The organism is Kitasatospora sp. NPDC050543 (assembly GCF_044457565.1).
Lineage (GTDB): Bacteria > Actinomycetota > Actinomycetes > Streptomycetales > Streptomycetaceae > Kitasatospora.
Genome location: NZ_JBITGZ010000016.1, coordinates 72,630 through 94,605, shown reverse-complemented (window position 1 = coordinate 94,605; position 21,976 = coordinate 72,630). Strand labels below are relative to the sequence as shown.

General features: G+C 70.4%; 13 protein-coding genes, 1 tRNA gene and 1 pseudogene. 10 read left to right on the top strand and 5 right to left on the bottom strand.

The features are described 5' to 3' along the window. Positions 1-230: 230 nt before the first annotated feature. The 7 genes from ACIBH3_RS20785 to ACIBH3_RS20755 all read left to right on the top strand — a co-directional run bounded on the left by ACIBH3_RS20785 (position 231) and on the right by ACIBH3_RS20755 (position 7,646). The gene (locus ACIBH3_RS20785; RefSeq protein WP_396313492.1) at positions 231-698 is read left to right on the top strand and encodes a PaaI family thioesterase; all 468 of its coding nucleotides are present in this window, start codon (positions 231-233) and stop codon (positions 696-698) included. Between the two features lie 353 nt (positions 699-1,051). Continuing rightward, positions 1,052-1,603 (top strand): hypothetical protein, encoded by a 552-nt coding sequence (locus tag ACIBH3_RS20780; protein WP_396313491.1) that lies wholly within the window; start codon positions 1,052-1,054, stop codon positions 1,601-1,603. Between the two features lie 290 nt (positions 1,604-1,893). Continuing rightward, entirely contained in the window at positions 1,894-3,117 is a 1,224-nt protein-coding gene (locus ACIBH3_RS20775; RefSeq protein WP_396313490.1) for an ABC transporter substrate-binding protein, read from the top strand. A 166-nt stretch (positions 3,118-3,283) separates the two neighbouring features. Continuing rightward, on the top strand, positions 3,284-4,213 hold the full coding sequence (locus ACIBH3_RS20770; RefSeq protein WP_396313489.1) for a branched-chain amino acid ABC transporter permease: 930 nt from the start codon (positions 3,284-3,286) through the stop codon (positions 4,211-4,213). A 21-nt stretch (positions 4,214-4,234) separates the two neighbouring features. After that, positions 4,235-6,046 (top strand): branched-chain amino acid ABC transporter permease, encoded by a 1,812-nt coding sequence (locus ACIBH3_RS20765; protein WP_396313488.1) that lies wholly within the window; start codon positions 4,235-4,237, stop codon positions 6,044-6,046. A gap of 8 nt (positions 6,047-6,054) precedes the next feature. Then, positions 6,055-6,933 (top strand): ABC transporter ATP-binding protein, encoded by an 879-nt coding sequence (locus ACIBH3_RS20760; RefSeq protein WP_396313568.1) that lies wholly within the window; start codon positions 6,055-6,057, stop codon positions 6,931-6,933. After that, positions 6,930-7,646, top strand: coding sequence for an ABC transporter ATP-binding protein (locus ACIBH3_RS20755; protein WP_396313487.1), 717 nt, complete (start codon positions 6,930-6,932; stop codon positions 7,644-7,646). Before ACIBH3_RS20760 ends, ACIBH3_RS20755 begins: the two co-directional genes overlap by 4 nt. A 109-nt stretch (positions 7,647-7,755) precedes the next feature. On the opposite strand, the gene ACIBH3_RS20750 is transcribed toward ACIBH3_RS20755, so the two are convergent. After that, entirely contained in the window at positions 7,756-8,415 is a 660-nt protein-coding gene (locus ACIBH3_RS20750) for an ANTAR domain-containing response regulator (RefSeq protein WP_396313486.1), read from the bottom strand. A 96-nt stretch (positions 8,416-8,511) separates the two neighbouring features. On the opposite strand from ACIBH3_RS20750, the gene ACIBH3_RS20745 reads away from it, so the two are divergent. The 3 genes and pseudogenes from ACIBH3_RS20745 (at position 8,512) to ACIBH3_RS20735 (ending at position 9,479) form a co-directional block, all read left to right on the top strand. Beyond that, positions 8,512-8,586 (top strand) — tRNA-Leu (locus tag ACIBH3_RS20745). Positions 8,587-8,696: 110 nt separating this feature from the next. Further along, positions 8,697-8,804: pseudogene (locus tag ACIBH3_RS20740) on the top strand (helix-turn-helix domain-containing protein); the annotation flags it as partial. A gap of 252 nt (positions 8,805-9,056) precedes the next feature. After that, positions 9,057-9,479: a hypothetical protein gene (locus ACIBH3_RS20735; RefSeq protein WP_396313572.1), complete on the top strand. Its 423-nt coding sequence runs from the start codon at positions 9,057-9,059 to the stop codon at positions 9,477-9,479. 288 nt (positions 9,480-9,767) lie between these two features. Here ACIBH3_RS20735 and pyk read toward each other — a convergent pair whose 3' ends face one another. The 4 genes from pyk to ACIBH3_RS20715 all read right to left on the bottom strand — a co-directional run bounded on the left by pyk (position 9,768) and on the right by ACIBH3_RS20715 (position 21,934). After that, positions 9,768-11,195, bottom strand: a complete 1,428-nt coding sequence (pyk, locus tag ACIBH3_RS20730; protein WP_396313485.1) for a pyruvate kinase — start codon at positions 11,193-11,195, stop codon at positions 9,768-9,770. A gap of 214 nt (positions 11,196-11,409) precedes the next feature. Further along, positions 11,410-12,435 (bottom strand): Dyp-type peroxidase, encoded by a 1,026-nt coding sequence (locus tag ACIBH3_RS20725; RefSeq protein WP_396313484.1) that lies wholly within the window; start codon positions 12,433-12,435, stop codon positions 11,410-11,412. A 311-nt stretch (positions 12,436-12,746) separates the two neighbouring features. Next, a complete protein-coding gene (locus tag ACIBH3_RS20720) occupies positions 12,747-13,154 on the bottom strand; it encodes a hypothetical protein (RefSeq protein ID WP_396313483.1) in 408 nt (135 codons plus the stop codon). Then, complete coding sequence (locus ACIBH3_RS20715; RefSeq protein ID WP_396313482.1) at positions 13,151-21,934, bottom strand: RHS repeat-associated core domain-containing protein; 8,784 nt, start codon at positions 21,932-21,934, stop codon at positions 13,151-13,153. Before ACIBH3_RS20715 ends, ACIBH3_RS20720 begins: the two co-directional genes overlap by 4 nt. Positions 21,935-21,976: the final 42 nt, after the last annotated feature.

Genomic DNA, 21,976 nt, shown 5'->3' with positions numbered 1-21,976 from the left:
CGGGGCCGCGGACCGGCCCCGGTGCCGCCCGTCGCACCCTTACCCGTACTCTGCGTAGCCACGTCAACGTCCCGTTCCTGCCGATTCCACTACCGGTGACCGATCCTATGGCCCGCCACCGACAACCCGGGCGCGGACGACGCAGGGGGCCACGGACGCTACCGCCGGGTAGGGCCGGTCGTACGATCACAGGCAGCACGATGACGTGACACTGAGCGGCAGGAGCCACCATGACCGACCCGGCCCCCACAGGCGCGGCCCCCTTCCTGGACGTCCCGCAGGACGTGCTCGACCACTTCGCCAAGCTCGGGGTGGACCCCTCCACCTTCTCCGGCGGCCACCTCGGCGACCGGCTGGGCATCCGGATCGTGGAGGCCTCCGGCGACCGCGTGGTGGGCACCATGCCGGTCGAGGGCAACCAGCAGCCGTACGGACTGCTGCACGGCGGCGCGTCGGCGGCGCTGGCCGAGACGCTCGGCTCGATCGGCGCGATGCTGCACGCCGGTCCCGGCCGCTACGCCGTCGGCGTGGACCTCAACGCCACCCACCACCGCTCGGCCACCTCCGGGCTGGTCACCGGCGTGGCCACGGCCGTCTTCAAGGGCCGCACCGCCGCCACGTACGAGATCGCGATCACCGACGACACCGGCCGGCGGATCACCAGCTGCCGCCTCACCTGCATGCTGCGCGACCTCTAGCCCCACCCGGCGCAACCGCGCCCGCACAACCGCGCCGACCCGACCGCACCGGCGCGACCGCTGCGCGACCCGGCCCGGACCCGGTCCCCGGCCCGGGTCGCGCAGCACCCCGGCAGCCCGCCGCGCCACCCGCCCGGCCACCCGCCCGCCCGGGCCCGCCCCCTTGTTCGAATCCCTTGTTTGACCACCGCCCGACCTGGGCAGGCCCTTGGTCCAGGCATAGGGGGCGCGGCATGTCCGGCACAGCGCGCGAAGGCGGCGAGCGGCCGCACGGGAGCCTCGGGCCCGTCGAGGCGGGCCCCGGCGCCGAACACCGGCCGCCGGCCCCCCGTATGCCGCGCCACAGACGGCAGTTGACGCGACGTCAGCTCTACGCCTCGGCCGCCCTGCTGCTCGCCGCGGCGACCCTCACGACGGCCCGCGGGCCGACCGGCGCCCAGCGCCCACCCGCCCCCAACTCCCCACCGCAGTACCCGGCACAGGAGTCCGATATCCGGTACACGGGGTCCGTCGGCGCGGCCCTCGCGCCCGGGGACGGCTTCATCCTGCGGCTGGTGGCGCGGGCCACCGCCGGACATCCGTACGACATCCTCGGCGTCCACCAGGGGTACCCGGGGATCACCACCGAGGTCATCGGCACGCTGCCGAGGACGGTGACGCCCGGTCAGCAGGTGGTCATCGACGTCCGCTATCTGGTGACCGACTGCACCAGGGCACCGGCGGACGCCGGGCTGCCCTTCCTGGATGTAACGCTACGTAATACACGCGCAATCCAGACACTTAGTCAGATCCTGGGCCCCGATTACACCCTCGAACTCTCCAGGAACCTGCATGCAACCTGCTCATCGTCCGATATTCGGACGCGTACGCCCGATTCCAGCGCACCGAACAGCACCGTCCGGTAACCGGACACACCAGTAGCCACCTGCATTTCTGGGTCTTACAGCATGCCAGGGTCCAGGACGCCCCGTAGCACCACCGGATGTATCAAGTCCGAACGCCCACATGCTGAGACAAGTCCTACGTGTGCTCATAACAAGAGAATCACAGCCTGCCCGCACCCCTCCACGAGCCGCCCGAGGCCATCTAGAGTCACGGCCAGTCACCGCGCCAACGGATTGGGCCTGGCCCCAAGCGCGCGACCCGGCACCCGCCAAATCAGGCGCGGCGCCTTCCTAACCAGAAGGGGACCATCGTGCGTTCTCGTTCAGCGCTTGTCGTGAGCATCGCCGTCGTCGGAGCTCTCAGCCTCTCCGCCTGTGGCTCCCGCGGCGAGAAGAAGGCCGGGGACGACGCCGCCGGCACCACCGTCACCATCGGCGTCGACGCGCCGCTCACCGGCCCGCTCTCCGCCCTGGGCCTGGGCATCCAGCACTCCGTCGAGCTCGCGGCCAAGGTCGCCAACGACAACAAGGAAGTTCCGGGCGTCACCTTCAAGGTCAAGGCCCTCGACGACAAGAAGTCGCCCCAGGAAGGCCAGCAGAACGCCACCGCCCTGGTCGCCGACAAGAGCGTCCTCGGCGTGGTCGGCCCGCTGAACTCGGGCGTCGCCCAGTCCATGCAGCAGGTCTTCGAGGCCGCCAACCTGGTCGAGATCTCCCCCGCCAACACCAGCCCCACGCTGACCCAGGGCGAGAAGTTCGACACCGAGAAGAAGCGCCCGTTCAAGACCTACTTCCGCACCGCCACCACCGACGCCATCCAGGGCCCGTTCGCCGCCCAGTACGCCTTCACCGACCTCGGCAAGAAGAAGGCCTACCTGATCGACGACAAGAAGACCTACGGCGTCGGCCTCGTCGGAGCGTTCCAGAAGGAGTTCACCAAGCTCGGCGGCGCCATCGCCGGCTCCGACCACATCGACGAGAACAACCTCGACTTCTCCGCCGTGGTCACCAAGGCCAAGTCGGCCGGCGCCGACATCATCTACTACGGCGGTGAGTACCCGCAGTCCGGCCCGCTGACCGACCAGCTCAAGAAGGCCGGCGTCACCATCCCGGTCTTCGGCGGCGACGGCATGTACGACCCCGAGTACATCAACAAGGCCAACAAGAACGCCAACGGCGACCTCGCCACCTCCGTCGGCGCCCCGGTCGAGTCCCTCGACTCCGCCAAGAAGTTCGTCGCCGACTACACCGCCGCCAAGTTCGCCGACCCGTACGCCGCGTACGGCGGCTACTCCTACGACGCCGCCTGGGCCATCATCCAGGGCGTCAAGGCCGTCACCAGCGCCAACGCCGGCAAGCTGCCCACCGACGCCCGCGCCAAGGTCGTCGAGGCCGTCGGCAAGGTCGAGTTCAGCGGCGTCACCGGCACCGTCGGCTTCGACGAGTACGGCGACGCCATCAACAAGCAGCTGACCGTCTACGTCGTCAAGGACGGCGCCTGGACCGTCGCCAAGTCGGGCACCTACAAGGGCTGACCCAGCCCCCGCCACCAGGGCCCCACCACGGCCCCGCCCGGCACCAGCAGCACAACACCGCACCACCCGGCGGGGGCGCTGCGACCAGCGCCCCCGCCGCACACCACCGGTTCGAGCAGCCCCACGCAGCGAACCCCACCCACCGAACCCCCTCGGAGGCCCAGCGGTGCACGATCTGCCGCAGCAGCTGGCCAACGGCCTGATCCTCGGCAGCCTTTACGGGCTGATCGCGATCGGCTACACAATGGTCTACGGCATTGTCCAGCTCATCAACTTCGCCCACGGCGAGATCTTCATGACAGGCGGGTTCGGTGCACTCACCACCTACCTCGTCCTCCCCTCCGGGACCAGTCTGTGGCTGGCGCTTCCGCTCATGCTCGTCGGTGGCGTGCTCACCTCCGTGCTGATCGCCGTAGCCGCCGAGCGCTTCGCCTACCGGCCGCTGCGCGGAGCCCCCAAGCTGGCCCCGCTGATCACCGCGATCGGCCTCTCGATCGCGCTCCAGCAGCTCGTCGAGCAGCTCTACCCCGGCGCCAAGTCCGGCCGCAGCTTCCCCCAGCTGCCCGGCGGCCCGTACCACGTCGGCTCCGTCACCTTCCAGTCCGCCGACTTCTTCCTCTTCTTCGCCGCCCCGCTCTGCATGGGCGCACTCGCCGCCTTCGTCGGCAAGACCCGCACCGGCCGCGGCATGCAGGCCACCGCGCAGGACCCCGACACCGCCAAGCTCATGGGCATCAACACCGACCGCATCATCGTGATCGCGTTCGCCCTCGGTGCCGCCTTCGCCGCCGTCGCCGCCATCGGCTGGGGCCTGCGCTACGGCCAGGTCAGCCCCACCATGGGCTTCCTCGCCGGCCTCAAGGCCTTCACCGCGGCCGTCCTCGGCGGCATCGGCAACATCTACGGCGCCATGCTCGGCGGACTCGTCCTCGGCGTCGCGGAGGCCATGGCCACCGCCTACATCCAGGACATCCCCGGCATGAACCAGCTCGGCGGCGGCTCCTGGGCCAACGTCTGGGCCTTCGTGCTGCTGATCGTCGTCCTCCTGGTCAGGCCACAAGGCCTACTCGGAGAACGCGTCGCGGACCGGGCCTGAGGAAGCGGGAGACCACACACCATGAGCCGACACGCCATGCCCGGCACCACCCGCCGCGCGATCCCGATGCCCCCCGCAGCCGCCAAGGCCCTCGTCGCGGCCGGCGGCCTCGCCACCGCGGCCAGCACCTTCATCCACTGGACCTGGACCAGCGAGTTCCCCGGTGACCTCACCGTCGACGGCTACCCCGGCGGCCTCCAGGTCCTCACCCTCGTCGCCGGAGTCCTCACCACCCTCTTCGCCCTGCCCCTGTACGACGTCAAGGGCACCCGCTGGCTCTCCCCCGCCGGCCGCGAAGCCGCCGCCCTGCTGATCGCCACCGCCGGCTTCGCCGTCACCTGGTACACCGTCATCGCCATCAGCGTCGAACTCGGCGGCGTCGCCAACCTCGAACCCGGCGGCTACATCGCGGCCCTCGCCTCGCTGCTGCCCCTGCTCGGCGCCCTCGGACTGCCCCAGCGCTCCGCCCAGGCCAGCAAGCCCAACGGCGCCGGCGCCCTCCTGCGCCACCACCTCGGCGGCTTCGTCCGCCTGGTCGGCCCCCGCCCCGACATCGCCCCCGCCAAGGCCCTGAACCGCTGGACCGAAGTCCTGCTGATCATCGCCGCAGCGGCCATCGGCCTCACCGCCTTCACCTACGGCATCACCACCGAGGGCGGCGAGCAGTTCTGCGGCTTCGCCCTCCTCACCGGCTTCAGCGCCTGGGCCCTGGCCCGCGGCGGCCTGCTCGGGCGCCTCACCGCCCTCACCGCCCGCCACCGCGGCACCGCCACCGCCGCGGCCTTCGCCGCCGCAGCAGCCTTCCCCTTCACCCAGAGCGACGACCACTTCGCGTCCGTCGGCGTCAACATCCTGATCTTCGCCACCGTCGCCCTCGGCCTCAACGTCGTCGTCGGCCTCGCCGGCCTCCTCGACCTCGGCTACGTCGCCTTCCTCGGCGTCGGCGCCTACGCCGCCGCCCTGGTCTCCGGCTCCAGCTCCTCCCCCACCGGCCTGCACTTCCCGTTCTGGGCCGCCGCCCTCACCGGCATGGCAGCCGCCCTGGTCTTCGGCGTCGTCATCGGCGCACCGACCCTGCGACTGCGCGGCGACTACCTCGCCATCGTCACCCTCGGCTTCGGAGAGATCTTCCGCATCGCCGTCAACAGCCTCGACGGCATCTCCGGCCCCAAGGTCACCAACGGCCCCAACGGCATCCGCAACATCCCCGACCTCGACATCCTCGGATTCAACTTCGGCGCGGAACACGTCTTCGGATCCTTCGTCCTCGGCCGGTTCGCCAACTACTTCCTGCTGATGCTGCTCGTCACCGCCTTCGTGGTGATCATCTTCAGCCGGGCCAACGACTCCCGGATCGGCCGTGCCTGGGTCGCCATCCGCGAGGACGAGACCGCCGCACAGGCCATGGGCATCAACGGCTTCAAGCTCAAGCTGCTCGCCTTCGCCCTCGGCGCCTCCCTCGCCGGCCTCGCCGGCACCGTCATGGCCCACGTCAGCTACAGCGTCGTGCCCGACCCCTACCAGTTCGCCGCCTCCGTACCCCCCAACAGCGCCTTCCTGGTCGCAGCCGTCGTCCTCGGCGGCATGGGCACCATCAGCGGACCCCTGCTCGGCGCCACCCTGCTCTACCTCATCCCCGAGAAGCTGATCTTCCTCAAGAACTACCAGCTGCTCTTCTTCGGCGTCGCCCTCGTGCTGCTCATGCGCGTCCGCCCGGAAGGCATGATCGCCAACCGCCGGGCCCAGCTCGAATTCCACGAGGACGCCGACCTCGCCACCACCGCCGCACCCCTCGCGGGCGGCGAGCCCGAACTCACCAAGGCAGGGGCGTGACCAGCACCATGACCACCAGTACCGTCCCCGCCCCGCGCGACGCCATCGGCGACGCGGCCACCCCCGTCCTCGACGCCCGCGGCGTGGTGATGCGCTTCGGCGGCCTCACCGCCGTCAACAACGTCGACCTCACCGTCAACAGCGGCGAGATCGTCGGCCTCATCGGCCCCAACGGCGCCGGCAAGACGACCTTCTTCAACTGCCTCACCGGCCTGTACGTGCCCACCGAGGGCACCGTCAGCTACAAGGGCACCGTCCTGCCGCCCAAGCCCCACCTCGTCACCCAGGCCGGCATCGCCCGCACCTTCCAGAACATCCGGCTCTTCGCCAACATGACCGTCCTGGAGAACGTCCTCGTCGGCCGCCACACCCGCACCAAGGAAGGCCTCTTCTCCGCCATCCTGCGCGGCCCCGGCTACCGCAAGGCCGAGGCCGAGAGCCGCGAGCGCGCCATGGACCTGCTCGCCTTCATCGGCCTCGACCACAAGGCCGAGCACCTCTCGCGCAACCTCCCCTACGGCGAACAGCGCAAGCTCGAAATCGCCCGCGCCCTCGCCAGCGACCCCGGCCTGCTCCTGCTCGACGAGCCCACCGCCGGCATGAACCCCCAGGAGACCCGCGCCGCAGAGGAGCTCGTCTTCGCCATCCGCGACAAGGGCATCGCGATCCTGGTCATCGAGCACGACATGCGGTTCATCTTCAACCTCTGCGACCGCACCGCCGTCCTCGTCCAGGGCCAGAAGATCGTCGAGGGCGACCGCGAAACCGTCCAGAACGACGAGCGCGTCATCACCGCCTACCTCGGCGCCCCGCTCGAAGGAACCGACAGCAACGCCGGCGGCGGCAGCACCACCGGCAGCACCGCCAGCACGGAGGCAGACCAGTGACCGCGCTTCTCGAGGTCGAGGACCTCCGCGTCTCCTACGGCAAGATCGAAGCCGTCAAGGGCATCAGCTTCAGCGTCAACCAGGGCGAGGTCACCACCCTCATCGGCACCAACGGCGCCGGCAAGACCACCACCCTGCGCACCCTGTCCGGCCTGCTCCGACCGACCTCCGGAAAGATCACCTTCGAGGGGGCCCCGCTCACCTCCGTCCCCGCGCACAAGATCGTCGCGCTGGGCCTGGCCCACTCCCCCGAAGGCCGGCACATCTTCCCCCGGATGACCATCGAGGAGAACCTCCTCCTCGGCGCCTTCCTGCGCAAGGACACCGCCGGCATCACCGCCGACGTCGAACGCGCCTACACGCTCTTCCCGATCCTCGGCGAGCGCCGCAAGCAGGCCGCCGGCACGCTCTCCGGCGGCGAGCAGCAGATGCTCGCCATGGGCCGCGCGCTGATGTCCCAGCCCAAGCTGCTCATGCTCGACGAGCCCTCGATGGGCCTGTCCCCGCTGATGATGCAGAAGATCATGGCGACCATCGTCGAACTGCGCGCCTCCGGCACCACCATCCTGCTCGTCGAGCAGAACGCCCAGGCGGCGCTCTCGCTCTCCGACCAGGGCTACGTGATGGAGACCGGCCGGATCGTGCTCACCGGCACCGGCGCCGACCTGCTCCACGACGAGTCCGTCCGAAAGGCGTACCTCGGCGAGGACTGAGCCACACACCGAGAGGGGCCCGGCAGCTTCGGCTGCCGGGCCCCTCTTCGTGTCCTCGTCCGGGACTTCCCTCGGGTGGTCCTTCGGGACTTCCCTCGGATGCTCCCGATCAGCCCTCGGACGGGGCCTCGTCGGCCTTCTTCTTGTCCTGGGCGACGCCCTCCTCGATCACGGCCTCCGCCACGGCGGCCATGGTCATCCGACGGTCCATCGACGTCTTCTGGATCCAGCGGAACGCAGCCGGCTCGTTCAACCCGAACTTCGTCTGCAGCACGCTCTTCGCGCGGTCCACCAGCTTGCGGGTCTCCAGCCGCTGGGTGAGATCGGCGATCTCCTCCTCCAGCGTGCGCATCTCGGTGTACCGCGAGACGGCCATCTCGATCGCCGGCACCAGGTCACTCTTGCTGAACGGCTTCACGATGTACGCCATCGCACCCGCGTCCCGCGCCCGGTCCACCAGCTCGCGCTGCGAGAACGCCGTCAGCATCAGCACCGGGGCCAGGTGCGCCTCGTGGATCTGCTCGGCGGCGGAGAGCCCGTCCAGCACGGGCATCTTCACATCCAGGATCGCCAGGTCGGGGCGCAGCTCCTGGACGAGCTTCACCGCCGTCTCACCATCCCCGGCCTCGCCGACGACGGTGTAACCCTCCTCTTCGAGCATCTCCTTCAGGTCGAGACGGATCAGCGCCTCGTCCTCGGCAATGACAATTCGGGTGATCTGGGGCAACTCGGTCTCAAGCGGCTCAGGCTGCTCGTCGGCGGTGCTCACGGGGCTCCTCGTTCCGGCGGGGTACTGCATGCACGAGCCTACCCAGACACGGTATGTTGGTCTCACAGAGGGCGGCTATCCGCCTTCGAAACATAGGCCCCGATAGCCCAATTGGCAGCAGGCAATGGTCTCAAACACCATACAGTGTGGGTTCGAGTCCCACTCGGGGCACAATACCTTCGATTCGAAGGTCGCATTGCTTTCCTGGGATCTTCATCACGTCGGGTGAAGATCCCCGAAATCTCACCCATCGAGACTACGTGCTCGACCAGCCTTGTCGCATGCACAGCCTCGTTGTCCGTCAGCGCGCGATCTCGCTCCTTCGCGACGGCAAGCCCAACGCCGAGGTCGCTCGGCTTTGCGGGATCCCCGTCGGCACCATCAGCAGTTGGAAGCACCACGACCGCATACGCCGCGGCGAGCAGTCCCGGCCTCATCGATCTTCATGCTTTCGGTGCGACGCAGCCCCTGTCGACGGGAGCACATACGCGTACCTTCTGGGCCTGTACCTGGGTGACGGACACATCGTCCAGTCGGCCCGGAAGAGCGTTCCCAGTCTGTCCATTGCGTGCGGAGACGCGTGGCCCGGTCTCATGGATGCGGCCGCACAAGCCATGCGAACGGTACTGCCGGAGAACTCCGTGTGTCGGGTCCAGAGCGCCGGCTGCCACTACGTCAAGGTCTACTCAAAGCACCTTCCGTGTATCTTCCCCCAACACGGACCCGGGAGAAAGCACGAGCGCGCGATCTCCCTCATCGAATGGCAACAGGAGATCGTCGACGCGCACCCCTGGGGGCTGCTGCGGGGGCTGATCCACTCCGACGGGTGCCGGATCATCAACTGGGCCAGTCGGACGGTGGACGGTGTCGTACAGCGGCGCGAGTACCCGCGGTACTTCTTCACCAACACCTCGGCCGACATCATCGGCATCTTCACCGCCACCCTCGACGCCGTCGGGGTGCAGTGGAAGGCCGTCACCCGCTCCAGCGGCGCCGTGAACGTCTCGATCGCCCGCAAGGATTCGGTGGCCCTCATGGACGCCCACATCGGCCCGAAGTACTGACCGGCGGCGCGGTCGGCTCAGCAGGCTTCTTCCAGCGGCTCCAGATCCACCGTGGGCCGCATGCGAAGGGCAAGCGCCGGTCGCTCCAGGACCGCGATGGTGGGCATCGTGCCACCTCGTGGCATTCCGGCCCGCCCGGGTGCGGGTGCGGCGTACGAGGAACGCGAATGGAATGGCCGTGATCGGTGCGGGGCGGTGATGAGGGCGGGGCGGAACGCGGGGCGGGAGACCGGAGGACGGCGCGTCCCCTGGCCCGTGGGGGCGCGCCGTCGCGGTGGTGGCGCCGGGTCAGGTGTCGAGTTCGCCGACGTGGTGGACCCGGACGAGGTTGGTGGAGCCGGCGAGGCCCGGGGGTGAGCCGGCGGTGATGACGACGATGTCGCCCTTCTTGCAGCGGCCGAGGCCGACGAGTGCGGCGTCGACCTGTTCGACCATCTCGTCGGTGGTGCCGGCGAAGGGGCCGAGGAAGGTCTCGACGCCCCAGGTGAGGGCGAGTTGGCTGCGGACGGCGGGCTCGTAGGTGAAGGCGAGCACGGGGATGGGCGAGCGGTAGCGGGTGAGGCGGCGGGCGGTGTCGCCGCTCTGGGTGAAGGCGACGAGGTACTTGGCGCCCAGGAAGTCGCCGATTTCGGCGGCCGCGCGGGCGACGGCGCCGCCCTGGGTGCGGGGCTTGTTGCGCGGGGTGAGCGGCGGGAGTCCGGTGGCGAGGATGTCCTCTTCGGCGGCTTCGATGATCCGTCCCATGGTCTTGACGGTCTCGATGGGGTATTTGCCGACGGAGGTTTCGCCGGAGAGCATGACGGCGTCGGTGCCGTCGAGGACGGCGTTGGCGACGTCGGAGGCCTCGGCGCGGGTGGGGCGGGAGGCGTTGATCATCGAGTCGAGCATCTGGGTGGCGACGATGACCGGCTTGGCGTTGCGCTTGGCCAGTTTGATGGCGCGCTTCTGGACGAGCGGGACCTGTTCGAGGGGCATCTCCACGCCCAGGTCTCCGCGGGCGACCATGATGCCGTCGAAGGCGTCGACGATCGATTCGAGGTTGTCGACGGCCTGCGGCTTCTCGATCTTGGCGATGACGGGGAGGACCCGGCCCTCCTCGGCCATGATCCGGTGGACGTCCTCGATGTCGCGGCCGCTGCGGACGAAGGAGAGCGCGATGAGGTCGGCGCCGGTCTGCAGGGCCCAGCGCAGGTCGGCGACGTCCTTGTCGCTGAGTGCGGGCACGGAGACGGCGACGCCGGGGAGGTTGAGGCCCTTGTGGTCGGAGACCAGGCCGCCTTCGATGACGATGCAGTGGACGCGGGGGCCGTCGACGTGGGTGACCTCCAGGCAGACCCGGCCGTCGTCGACGAGGATCCGTTCGCCGCGTGAGACGTCGGCGGCGAGGCCCTTGTAGGTGGTGCCGCAGATGTCGCGGTCGCCGGGGACGTCCTCGACGGTGATGGTGAACTCGTCGCCGCGTTCGAGGAATACAGGGCCTTCGGCGAAGGTGTCCAGGCGGATCTTCGGGCCTTGAAGGTCGACCAGGACGCCGACGCTGCGGCCGGTCTCGTCGGCGGCCTTGCGTACCCGGCGGTAGCGCTCTTCGTGCTCGATGTGGGAGCCGTGGCTCAGGTTGAGTCGGGCGATGTCCATGCCGGCGTCGACCAGGGTCTTGATCTGGTCGTACGTGTCGGTGGCGGGCCCGAGAGTACAGACGATTTTTGCTCGGCGCATATCTCCGAGCGTAGGCATTACCGGGGCGTAACAACGACGTTCCATCAGACAGCCGTATGACCGTTGCCGGAAGCTTCGTTGAACAATCTGACACACGGGTCGCCAACGAGCCGGTCACTCGGGCCGTAGAGCAACCGGCCCTGGCTTGCGGATAGTTCGACGAGACGGCCACCGGTGTCCTTCGTTCAGGTGAACCGGCGGCCGGCGGGCCGCCCTACGCCTCCAGCAGCCCGCGTCCGAGGTGGTCCCCGCCACCGGCGGCCACGCCGGGGAGCGTGAAGTAGTAGCCGCCGCCGAACGGCAGGACGTACTTCTCCAGTGCCTCGCCCTGGAGCCTGCGCTGCACGGTGTCGAACCCGCGCTCGATGTCGCGCTGGAAGCACATGAAGAGCAGTCCTGCGTTCTCCCGGCCGCCGGCGTCGCGCTCCAGCCGGTAGGAGTAGCTGCGCCGCAGGATGCGGTTGGCATCCGACTCGCCGGTGCGGGGGTTGGCCCGGCGGATGTGAGAGTCGAGGGAGATGATCTGCCCGGTCGGGTCGCCCGCGTAGTCGGGGGTGTCGGTCTCCCGGCTGTGGCCGAGCGGCGCGGAGCTGTCCTTGTGCCGGCCGAACACCGCCTCCTGCTTCGGTACGGCGTCGGCGTCCCAGAGCGGCATCGCGAACCTGATCAGGCGGATCACCTGGTAGCTGCCCCCGGCCGTCCAGGCGGGCTCTTCGGCGCCGGGCTGCACCCAGACCTGGCGGTCCATCAGCGCGGTGTCCTCGGCCTCCAGGTTGCCGGCGCCCTCGCGGAAGCCGAACAGGTTGGTCGCGAAGGCCCGCCCGCCCCGGCCCAGCTCGTTGCCCTCCCTGAATCCGGGCATGCGCCAGAGGGGCTCCAGCCCAGGCGTCTGGGCCACCCGTCCGCTGAGGTCGGCCGTCCGCTCGGGGGTGGCCGCGCAGACCTGTACGGTCAGGTCGCCGTGACACCAGGCCGGGTCCAGTACGTCGCTGGGGAACGCGGGCATGGCTGTGAGCCCGCGTGGCCGCTGTCCGGCCAGGCCGAACCGCTCGTCGAACAGCGACGCCCCGACCGACACGGTGACGCTGTCGGCCGCCTCCGCCGCAGCGGCCACGGCGCCCAGCCGCCGCAGCAGCTCCGCCAGCCCCGCCCGGTGCTCAGCGGTGACGCGGTAGGCCGTGACCTCACTCGCCGCCGGCGGCGCGGTGACAACACCGGGCTGGTGGACGACGGCGGGCACAGCACCGGGCGGTGCCGGCTGCGGATCACGCGTCGGCGTCGTGGGTGCCTGCTCCGGTCCGCAGGCCGCTGCTACGGCGCCGAGAAGACCTACAAGTACCGGCCGCCGGGGAACTCGTAGCCTGCGCGTGTTCATCTGCACCTGCCCCGTCTCAGTTGGCTCGTCCTACTCGGCATGTCGGCGACTGTCCCCGGGCCCCGACGACCGATTCTCGCCCCGTCGCAGCTTCCGGCGGGAGGGCACGCTTCGCACCTCGTACCGCCGGGTCCGGGTGGCGGTCGGCAGAGCCTCCCGCGCACCCGGTCTCAGGGTTACTTCACGACGGCCGCGAGGACGCCGAGTTCCTTCAGCTCCAGCCGGAGGAACTCCGCCTCGACATCGGTGCACTCGTATCCGGGCGAGGCCAGGCCTGCGAGCGCCTGTCGGGCGTGTTCCAGGGACCATCCGAAGGTGCGGCGCAGTACCTGAAGGGCCTTGACCCTGTCCCTTGCCTCCTCCACCCGGAGCCAGGCGGGACCGTACGCCGAGAGCAGGGCCTCGCGGATGTGCGTCGGGGCCTCACCGGTGTCCCAGTCACAGCTGGTGAGACCGCAGTTCTCGCACTGGAAGTCAACCTCCCATCGGAGTTCCCCTCGTCGCAGCGTCTGGCCCTTCCAGGCCACCCCTGGTGTGCCACAGACCTGGCACACCAGGGGGAACTCCACGGACTGGGCGGTCACAACCAGCCTCGCATTCGCATGTAGCGGTCCACGGTCCCGTAGAACTTGGCCGAGTGGCCCGAGCCGTCACGCGGGTGGTGCTTGCCCTCGACGTTCCGCGCGAACCACCGGTGGTGGAGCTCTTCGTGCACCAGGGTATTACGAAGGTCATTCCTGCTCGAGAAGCGCTTCACCCCGATCTGGGTCCCCTCGTTGGGCATCGCCATTCCCGTGTTGACCCAGGGGCTGTATCGAGGCTGGTGGGTGAACCTGAGATCCGCCAGATCCTCGCTGATCACGGCGTCGATGGCTCGGTTGCGCGCCGCGGCGGTCTTGCCCGTCAGAACGGACAGGTCCGCCGTCCAGACGTTGCCTTCGTCCTCGCCGGCGTGCTCTGCCGACGCGGGCTTGTTGCCGCTCGGGTCGGTCAGGGTGGTGGGGCTGTTACGGGCGTAGGCGTGGAGGTTGATGCCGCCGTTGAAGCCGGTCGGGTCCTCGCTGATGAAGCGTTGGAGGCCGGGGCTGTAGTAGCGGGCGCGGTTGTAGTAGAGGCCGGTGCCGTCGTCCTCGCGGCCGGCGTAGCGGCGCGTGTTGCCCTTGTCGTCGCCGCTGACGGCGGTCTTCCCGTACGGGTCGTACAGGTAGCGGGCGGTGACGTTGCCGGCCTCGTCGGCGAGGGCGACGGTGCTGCCCTGCGGGTCGGTGAGGTAGCGGGTGGTGACGCCGCCGCTCTCGCGCAGCAGGAGGCTGTCGACGCCGGCGTCCACGGTGGTGGTGACGGTGCCGTTGACCTTCTCCTGGAGCGGGTTGGCGCCGTCGTTGAGGTAGCTGGTGGTGACACCGCCGACGGTGCGTGCGGTGCGCCGGCCCTGGGCGTCGTAGCTGAAGGTCGCCGAGGTGCCCGGGCCGCTCACCGAGGCGAGCTGGCCGCGGGCGTTCCAGGTGTAGCTCTGGGTGCCGTCGTTGGTGAGGTGGCCGTCCGGGTCGTAGCTGACGGTGTTGGCGCCGACGGACTTCAGCTGGTTGGCGGCGTCGTAGCCGGACGGTGCCGAGCTGCCGGGGATCGCCGTGCGGGCGTAGCTGCCGCCGATCCGGATCGGCATGCCGTCGGCGTTGTAGCTGTAGGTGAGGTTGCCGAGGTCGGTGGCGCCCTTGCGGTAGCTGACGGAGGCGAGTTGACCTGCGGCGTCGTAGTCGTAGTCCTGGTGGACGCCGTCGCCGGGTGCGCCGGCGCGGGTGGTCCGTCCGGCGTCGTCGTGGACGACGGTGGCGGCCTCGGTGCCGCTCTTCTTGACGGAGACGAGGGTGCCGGTGTCGTCGGCGAGGTACTCGACGACGGGCTGTCCGCCGACCAGGGTCTGGCGCGAGCGTACGGCGGTGCCGTAGGCGTAGCCGATGGTGCCCTGGGCGCTGGTCTCCTCGGTGAGGCGGTCCAACGGGTCGAACTTGGCGGTGGTCCCGCCGTTGACGGAGTCGTCGGTGTGTACGAGCCGGTCGCCGGCGTCGTAGGTGAGGGTGACGCTGCCCTGGTCGGCGGCGCCCGAGACGCCGTAGCGGGTCTTGACCGGGCGGTCGAGGGCGTCGTAGTCGACGGTGGTGACCTGGCCGCTGCGGGCGGTGGTCCGGATCGGGTTGCCGTTGCGGTCGTAGTCCTGCTTGGCGATTCGGCCGAGCGGGTCGGTGACGGTGGTGGCGTGGTCCATGGCGTCGAAGCCGAAGACGGTGTTGCCGCCGCGCGGGTCGATGACCTTGGTGGTGTTGCCGTTGGGGTCGTACTCGAAGGTGCTGGTCCGGCCGAGCGGGTCGGTGACGGCGCCGGCCTGGCCGAGGACGTCGTAGCGGGTGGTGCTGGAGCTGCCGAGCGGGTCGATGGATTCGACCTGGCGCCCTGCGGTGTCGAAGAGGCTGCGCCGGACCCGGCCGAGCGGGTCGGTGACGGTGACCGGGTCGCCGAACTCGTAGCCGTAGGTGGTCTTGCGGCCGGTCGGGTCGGTCACGGTGGTGACCTGGCCGGTGTCGTCGGTGGTGTACGAGGTCTTCTTGCCCAGCTCGTCGGTGCTGGTCAGGATCGCGCCGCGGGTGTCGTACTCGGCCTTGGAGACCTTGCCGTACGCGTTGGTGCGGGCGGTGACCTCGCCGTACGGGCCGCCCCGCTCGACCCGCACGGTGCGGGCGTCGGGTGTGCCGGCCAGCACGGTGGTGCGGATGACCTGGCCGCGGTCGTCGTACTCCAGCTCGGTGCGGCGGCCCAGGGCGTCGATGGTGACTGCGGGGCGGCCGCCGCTCTGGTCGTACTCGGTGCGGGTGGTCCGCTCGACGTCCGTGCCGAGGGCGCTGGTGTGAGCGGTGGTCATGCCCTGGGCGTTGAAGGTGAAGCGCTGGACGTTGCCGCGCGGGTCGGTCATCCGGGTTTCGACGATCTTGCCGTCGGTGCCGGTGACGTAGTCGAACTTGGTGATTCCGCCGTCCGCGGCGGTCTGCTGGGCGACCCGGCCGAGGCCGTCGTAGCCGTTGGTGAGGTAGGTGGTGCCGCGCGGGTCCGTGATGGTCTTCATCCGGCCGGACTCGTATGTGTACTTGGTGACGCCGCCCGCCGGGTTGGTGACCGTCTCCAGGTGGCCGTCGGCGGTGTAGGTGTAGCCGACGGTCCGTCCGAGGTTGTCCTCGGCCTTGACGATCCGCGGCGGCTTGGCGTTGTCGTAGCTGAACTTGATCCACTTGCCGTTGGGCGAGGTCACCTGGGTGACCGGGCCGCGGGCGCGGACGTGGCCGTCCGAGTCGGGCGGGGCCGGGGCGCGGGTGATGGTGGTGGTGTTGCCGAACTTGTCGCGGATCGCCTGCAGCGGGGCCTCGGTGCCGAGCACGTAGGTGGTGCCGTTGCGGAGTTTGACGTCCCAGCCGTTGCCGTTCCAGCCCATGGTGGCGCCGGAGAACTCGGTGGGCGTCGGGTCGGCGAGGAACAACGCGTCCTCGTACGTCTTCTCGCCGGGGGTGATGCGCCGGAAGTGGATCCGGCTGCCGTCCGGCTGGACGACGTCGACCTCAAGGTAGCGGTAGCCGCCGATGTTGCCGGTGGACCACGGGAACTGGCCGAAGTTGAAGCTCATCCCGACGCCGAAGGCGCGGGAGTCCTGGTCGCCCTGCTGGTAGGTGCGCTTCAACTGCAGCGGCGTGACGTCGTCGAGGGCGAGGTCGGTGTTCTCGTCCACGAGCAGGCCGGTGGCCGGGTCGACCGGGTCGCCGACGCGCGGGCCCGGGCGGGGCGCGACAGGCGGCGGGTTGTAGCCGGGGACCGCGGTCATGGCGCCGGTGAAGCGGTAGACCTTGACGTCGGCGTCGGGCACGACCTGGGAGCCGTCGGGTGTGACGGTGCCCTTGCCGTAGATGTGCCAGCCCTGGCCGTCGGGGTCGTAGTTCCAGAAGATCATCCGCGTGCCGGGGGCCTCGCGGGTGTAGTTCGGGTAGACGATCTGCGCGCCGTCGGGGAAGAGGTAGCCGCTGCCGGGCTGGACGGTGAAGTAGATCGGCACCTGGGTGGGCGGCAGCGGGAACGGCGTGCGGTCGATCGGGATCGGGGTGATGGACAGGTCGGTGGCGAGCTTGCCGTCGCTGTCGCGGACCACCGCGCCGGCCGGGATGCGCAGTTCGAGCCCCGGGATGGCCGGGGTCCTCAGGACGGTCGGCTCGGTGGTCGGGGAGGCGAGGTGGACGGTGGTGGAGGTGTCGGTCTGGGGCAGGAACACCGTGTTGGGCACCCGGAGGGTCCGGCCCGCCGGAACGTCCACTCCGATGTCGAAGACCCCGTAGGTGCGGTCGCCGGTGCCGGCGGTTCGGCCGTCGACGCGCAGGACCCGGTGGCCGGCGTCGGTGCCGGAGACCAGGAAGCGGCCCTGGCCGTCGGTCCTGGCGGTGGCCTTGCCGACGGCCACCGTGACGTTGGCCAGCGGGGCGCCCGCCACCGTCAGGATCTGGCCGGAGACGGCCGTGGTGCCCTTCGGTGCGTCAGGGCCGTAGGAGGGGTCGGGTGCGGTGCCGTAGTCGGTGTACCAGCCCTTGCCGGCGAGGTTGTCGGCGTTCGGCTTCCAGACGGTTTCGGCGGGCTTAGCCGCCTGGCCGGGGGCCTCGCGTGGGAATCCGCAGGCGGCCCAGCCCGGCGCGGGCTCGCCGGGAGCGGGGGCCTTCTTGCGGCTGGTCGCGATCACGGGGCGGGCGGTTGCGGTCTGCTCGGCCGCTGTGCTGGTTTCGGGGCCGCACTGGGCCGCGGTGGTGTCGGCCGTGGTTCGCGGTGCGGCGGCCGGGGCGGCCGTGTTCTCGACGGCCGACGGGTCGGCAGCCGCCTTGGCGGCCGGCGGGGGGCCGACCCGGTTGACGGCGACGGTGGTGGAGCCGGTGGCCGCGGCCCTGGGGTCGACGATCACCCGGTAGGTACCGGCCGCGGGCAGGGTGGTGGCGAGCTTGTAAGGGCTCTCGTCGAAGCGCGAGACCCCGTCCGCCAGGGCGCTGCCGTCCGGCTTGATGACGCTGAGCTTGAAGCCGGTGCTGACGAAGGTGGTACCGGTGAGATTGATCTGCAGGGCGTCCCCGACGGCTCCGGTGAAGGAGACCATGCCGTCCTGGCCGGCCCGGCCGATCGCGACGGTGGCGCCGGGGCCGCCGATGGCGACGGTGCCGGCGTCGGCCGTCGTGGACAGTGTGAGGGTGACCGAGCCGGTCGACCCGGCGTCCGGGTCGACCGCAACCTCGTAGGTGCCGTCGACGGGGAGCGGCGGAAGGGCGATGCTGTCGTTGGCGTTCGGGAAGAAGACCTCACCGAGCCGGCCGCCGTCGGGCTTGTAGACGCGTACGACGTGCGAGCGGAAGCCGGTGGTGGCGCCGGTGAAGCCGAGGCTGAGCCGCTGTCCGGCAGTCCCGGCGAAGCGCACGCTCGCGTTCTGCGCCGCCCGCGGGACGGTGACGGTGACGGCCGGGCCGTCGGCTGCCACCGTACCGGCGTCGACCACCTGGGACAGCTGGACGGTGTAGTCCCCCAGGGCGGAGCTGTTCGGGCTGGCGACGATCTCGTAGCCGCCGGTGGTCGCAAGGGCCGGCAGATCGAGATTGCCGCTGGAGCCGCTCGCGAGCTGCCTGCCGTCGGGGCCGTAGACGGTGAAGGAGACGGCGCCGGTGTAGCTCTTGGCCTGGCGGCCGATGCTGAGCCGCTGACCGGCGGTGCCCTGGAACGTCAGGCGGGCGTTCTGGGACGCGCGGGTGATGGTGACCGGCTTGTCCTCGCCGACCGCCAGAGCGCCAGCGGAGACATCGGTGGAGAGCCAGAGGGTGACCGAGCCGGTGGCGGAGCCGCCGCCGACGATCAGGTCGTGGTGGCCGGTGACCGCGATCTTCGGCAGGTCGGCGCCCTCGCCGGTGCCGAACAGGTTGTTCTGGGTGCGGTCGGGCCGTATGAGGGAGACGCCGGGAAGGTACAGCCGGCCGCCGGCCTTGAGGTCGAGGTCGGTGTAGCCGAGTCCGAGCTGCTGGCCCTCGGTGGCGTCGAGGCCGAGCCGGGCCTGCTGGCCCGGCCGCGTCAGGGTGACCTTGGCGCTCGCGCCGTCAGGGGAGACGGCCCCGGCGTCGAGTTCCTTGGAGAGCCACAGTTTGGCGCCGCCGACGCTGGCGTCGGTGAAGCCCACCACCAGGCGGTAGGTGCCGGGGGTGAAGGTCTTGACCCTGGCGTAGCTGTTCAGGCTGAAGCTGCGCCAGGTGCCGAACTTGGCGCCGCCGGGCTCGTACAGGGTCACCGAGACCGACTTGTACTGCACTGCGGAGGTCGGGTCGGTGAATCCCAGGTTGTACCAGCTCTCCTTCTCGCCCTCGAAGGTGAGCTCCATGAACTGGCCGGGCTTGGCCAGGTTGAACTGGAAGCCGGGTTCGGTCGTCCCGGTGCTACCGGTGACGTTCTTGGAGAGGGCCGCGGTGATCGCTCCGCTGCCGGTGCCGTCGGGGTCGATGAGCAGTTGGTGGACGCCGCTGGTGGTGAGCGCCGGCAGCGGGAGGTTGAGTCCGGCCCTGGCGTCGAGGGTCGACGCGGCGTCGTACATCTCGGCGGCGAAGGGCCGGCCGAACGGGTCGAGGATCCGCAGGGCGGACTTGGTGCTGATGGTGTTGGCGGACAGGCCGAGGCCGAGCTTGTCACCGGCCTTGCCCTCGAAGCGCAGCACCAGGGCCTTGCCGGGCGCGACGGTCGAGGTGACGGGGTTGCCGTCGACGGGGAGCACACCGCCGTCGAGGAGGTCCGCCGCTGTGATGCCGGTCGGCGGGACGACGAAGTCGGTGGCCCCGGCGGCGGTGCCGCCGGGGGTGCGGACGGTGATCCGGCCGGAGGAGACGGCGCCCGGGACGACGACGGTGAGGCTGGTGGGCGTCGCCGTGACGACCCTGGCGAGGGTGCGGTGGAACCACACGGAGTTTCGCGCCGGGTCGGGGTCGAATCCGGTGCCCGTGATGGTGACGGTGGTGTCGGACGCGCCGACGGCCGGGCTGAAGCCGCTCAGCACGGGTGCGGGGCGGGCGGCGCCGATCCTGAACTTCTCGGTGGTGGTGGCGCTGTCGCTGCCGACCGTGACGGTGACGGGGCCGTCGGCGGCACCGTCCGGGACGACGACGGTCAGCCGGTTGCGGTCGGCGGTGACGACCTGCGCGGGGGTGGCGGTGCCGGTGAAGGTCACCTTGTTCGCGGCGGGGTCGGTGGCGAAGGCCGTGCCGCTGATTTCGACCTTGGCTCCGGCCGGGGCCTGGTTGGGCACGGTGGCGAGGACGGACAGCGCCGAGGACGGGTAGTTCCTGGTGGACAGCGTGTTGCCGGCCGCGTCGTATTCGTAGCGGGCGCTCTCGCCGTTCGGCTGTGAGACGCCGATCAGCTGGCCGGCGGCGTCGTAGAAGAGGTCGTGCGGGTCTCCGGAGGCGAAGGCGTCGACGACGAAGCTGTACACGGCCGGGGTGGAGGCGTTGCCGGCGGTGTCGACGGCGCGGACGGTCAGGGTGCGGCGGCCGGCCGAGGTCGGCGTGAGAGTGACGCTCGTCTGGCCGGCCGCCGCCACCTCGGTCGGCTTTGCGTCGGTGTCCAGTTGGTAGCTGTACTTGGCGATCTGCTCGGTGCCACCGGGCTTGAGGGTGAAGGTGCCGGCCTTGCCGACGCCACCGTGCGGCTGGTCGTCGGCGGGGTACTCGGCGGAGGCCACCAGGGGGGTGGCCGGTGCCTGTGCGGCGTCCTCGTAGGACACCGACAGCACCGGGTCGGAGGCGAAGCGGACGAAGTTGAGCCTGTTGGACTCGTTGTTCGCCAGCAGGGCGAAGGTGACGTCCGGCCGGTTGTCGGCGACGGCCCGGGCGATCGGCTTGGCTACGTCGAACTCGGCGGTCGACGGGCCGCTGCCGCTCGTGCTACAGGGCCCGTTGAAGCTTGCGGAGGCGCCTTCCTGAGCCAGGGCCGGCTGAGAGTTCCAGCTGGTCGTCGCGGCGATCGACTGGGACTCGCGGGCCAGGACGGTGTTGGGCCCGCATGCCGCCGCGAAGGTCTCGGTGGCGGTCAGTCCGGCACCGAGGACGTGCTTGCCGACCAGGCCGGGCGGGACGGTGATCCGGAAGAACGAGCGGTGGATTCCGGACGGCTGGCTCCAGCCCTGGAAGCCGACGCCCAGGCCGGTGCCGGGGGCGGCGTTGAAGTACCTCACGTTCGGGTACTCCTGCTTGACCTCGGTGAACGCGCCGGTGCTGCCGGAGGCCCAGGACGGGTCGATGTACAACGGGTAGGTGATGTCCGGCGACTTCAGCAGCTCCTGGTCGGGGCCTATGCCGATCGCACCGTCCTGCACGCTGGTGGTGACCTTGGCCTCGCGGGCCCCGATTCCCGGGCCGTCGGGGCCCGACCTGGGGGGCTGCCGCGCCTCGATGTCCGCGCCCTGCTGTTCGGCGGAGCCGGCCCTGGGGCTCTTCGCCACTGCGGGCACGGGAGCGGAGGAGTCCCACATCCGGGCAGGCGGCGAACTGAACACGGCACGGCCCTGGGAGTCCTTGACGGCGAGGCCGTCGCCGTCCTCCGCCTTGAGGGTCAGCCCGGCACTGGTACGGGTGACCAGCCTGAGGGCCGAGAGCCCTGGATCGGCTGCCGCCCGGGCGTTCTTGACGATGAGGACCTCGTCGACTCCGCCGGTCGTCGTGGCGGTGACCCTAAGGTCGACACCGCTGGGGAGGACGTCGGGGTAGGTCAGGCTCGCGCCGGTGGCGGTCGGCGTCGGGAGCTTGTCCGGCCAGAGGAGCTGGAGCTGCTGGCCGCCCTCCACGTTCAGTGTCGCGAGAGGGCCCGAACCACCGCCGGAGAACTCGACGGCGGAGGAGGTGGCCACCGGCGCGTACGTCCCGTCGGAGGTGCGGCGCAGGGTGGCGTCGAGCGGGGTCCACACGCCGGCTCGCCTGGTCCACCGGGGCCGGCCGGAGGATTCGGCGGTGAAGGTGCCGTCAGGGTTGGCAAAGGTCTGTGTGGTCGCGGTGTGGGCGTCTGCGACCTCGACGCGGCTCTGCTGGGAGCGGGCCGCCGTGGTGGCGGTGAGTGCGTCAGGGGCCGTGTCGATGTGGCCGGCCTTGGGTGCGGCGGCCCGGGCGGGCTGGCTGCTCTGGGCTGCCGGCAGGAGCAGGGCCAGTGCTATCCCGAGCGTGCCGACGACTCGCGGCAGGCGCTGTCGCGCGTTGCGCGGGCCGGGCGGGGCCGGGCGGCCCGAGGCTGTTGTACCGGATACCGGTGAGGTGCCACGACCGGACGCAGACATGACTGTGGAAGCCCCCATCTCATTCCCCCCGGATGGCATGAA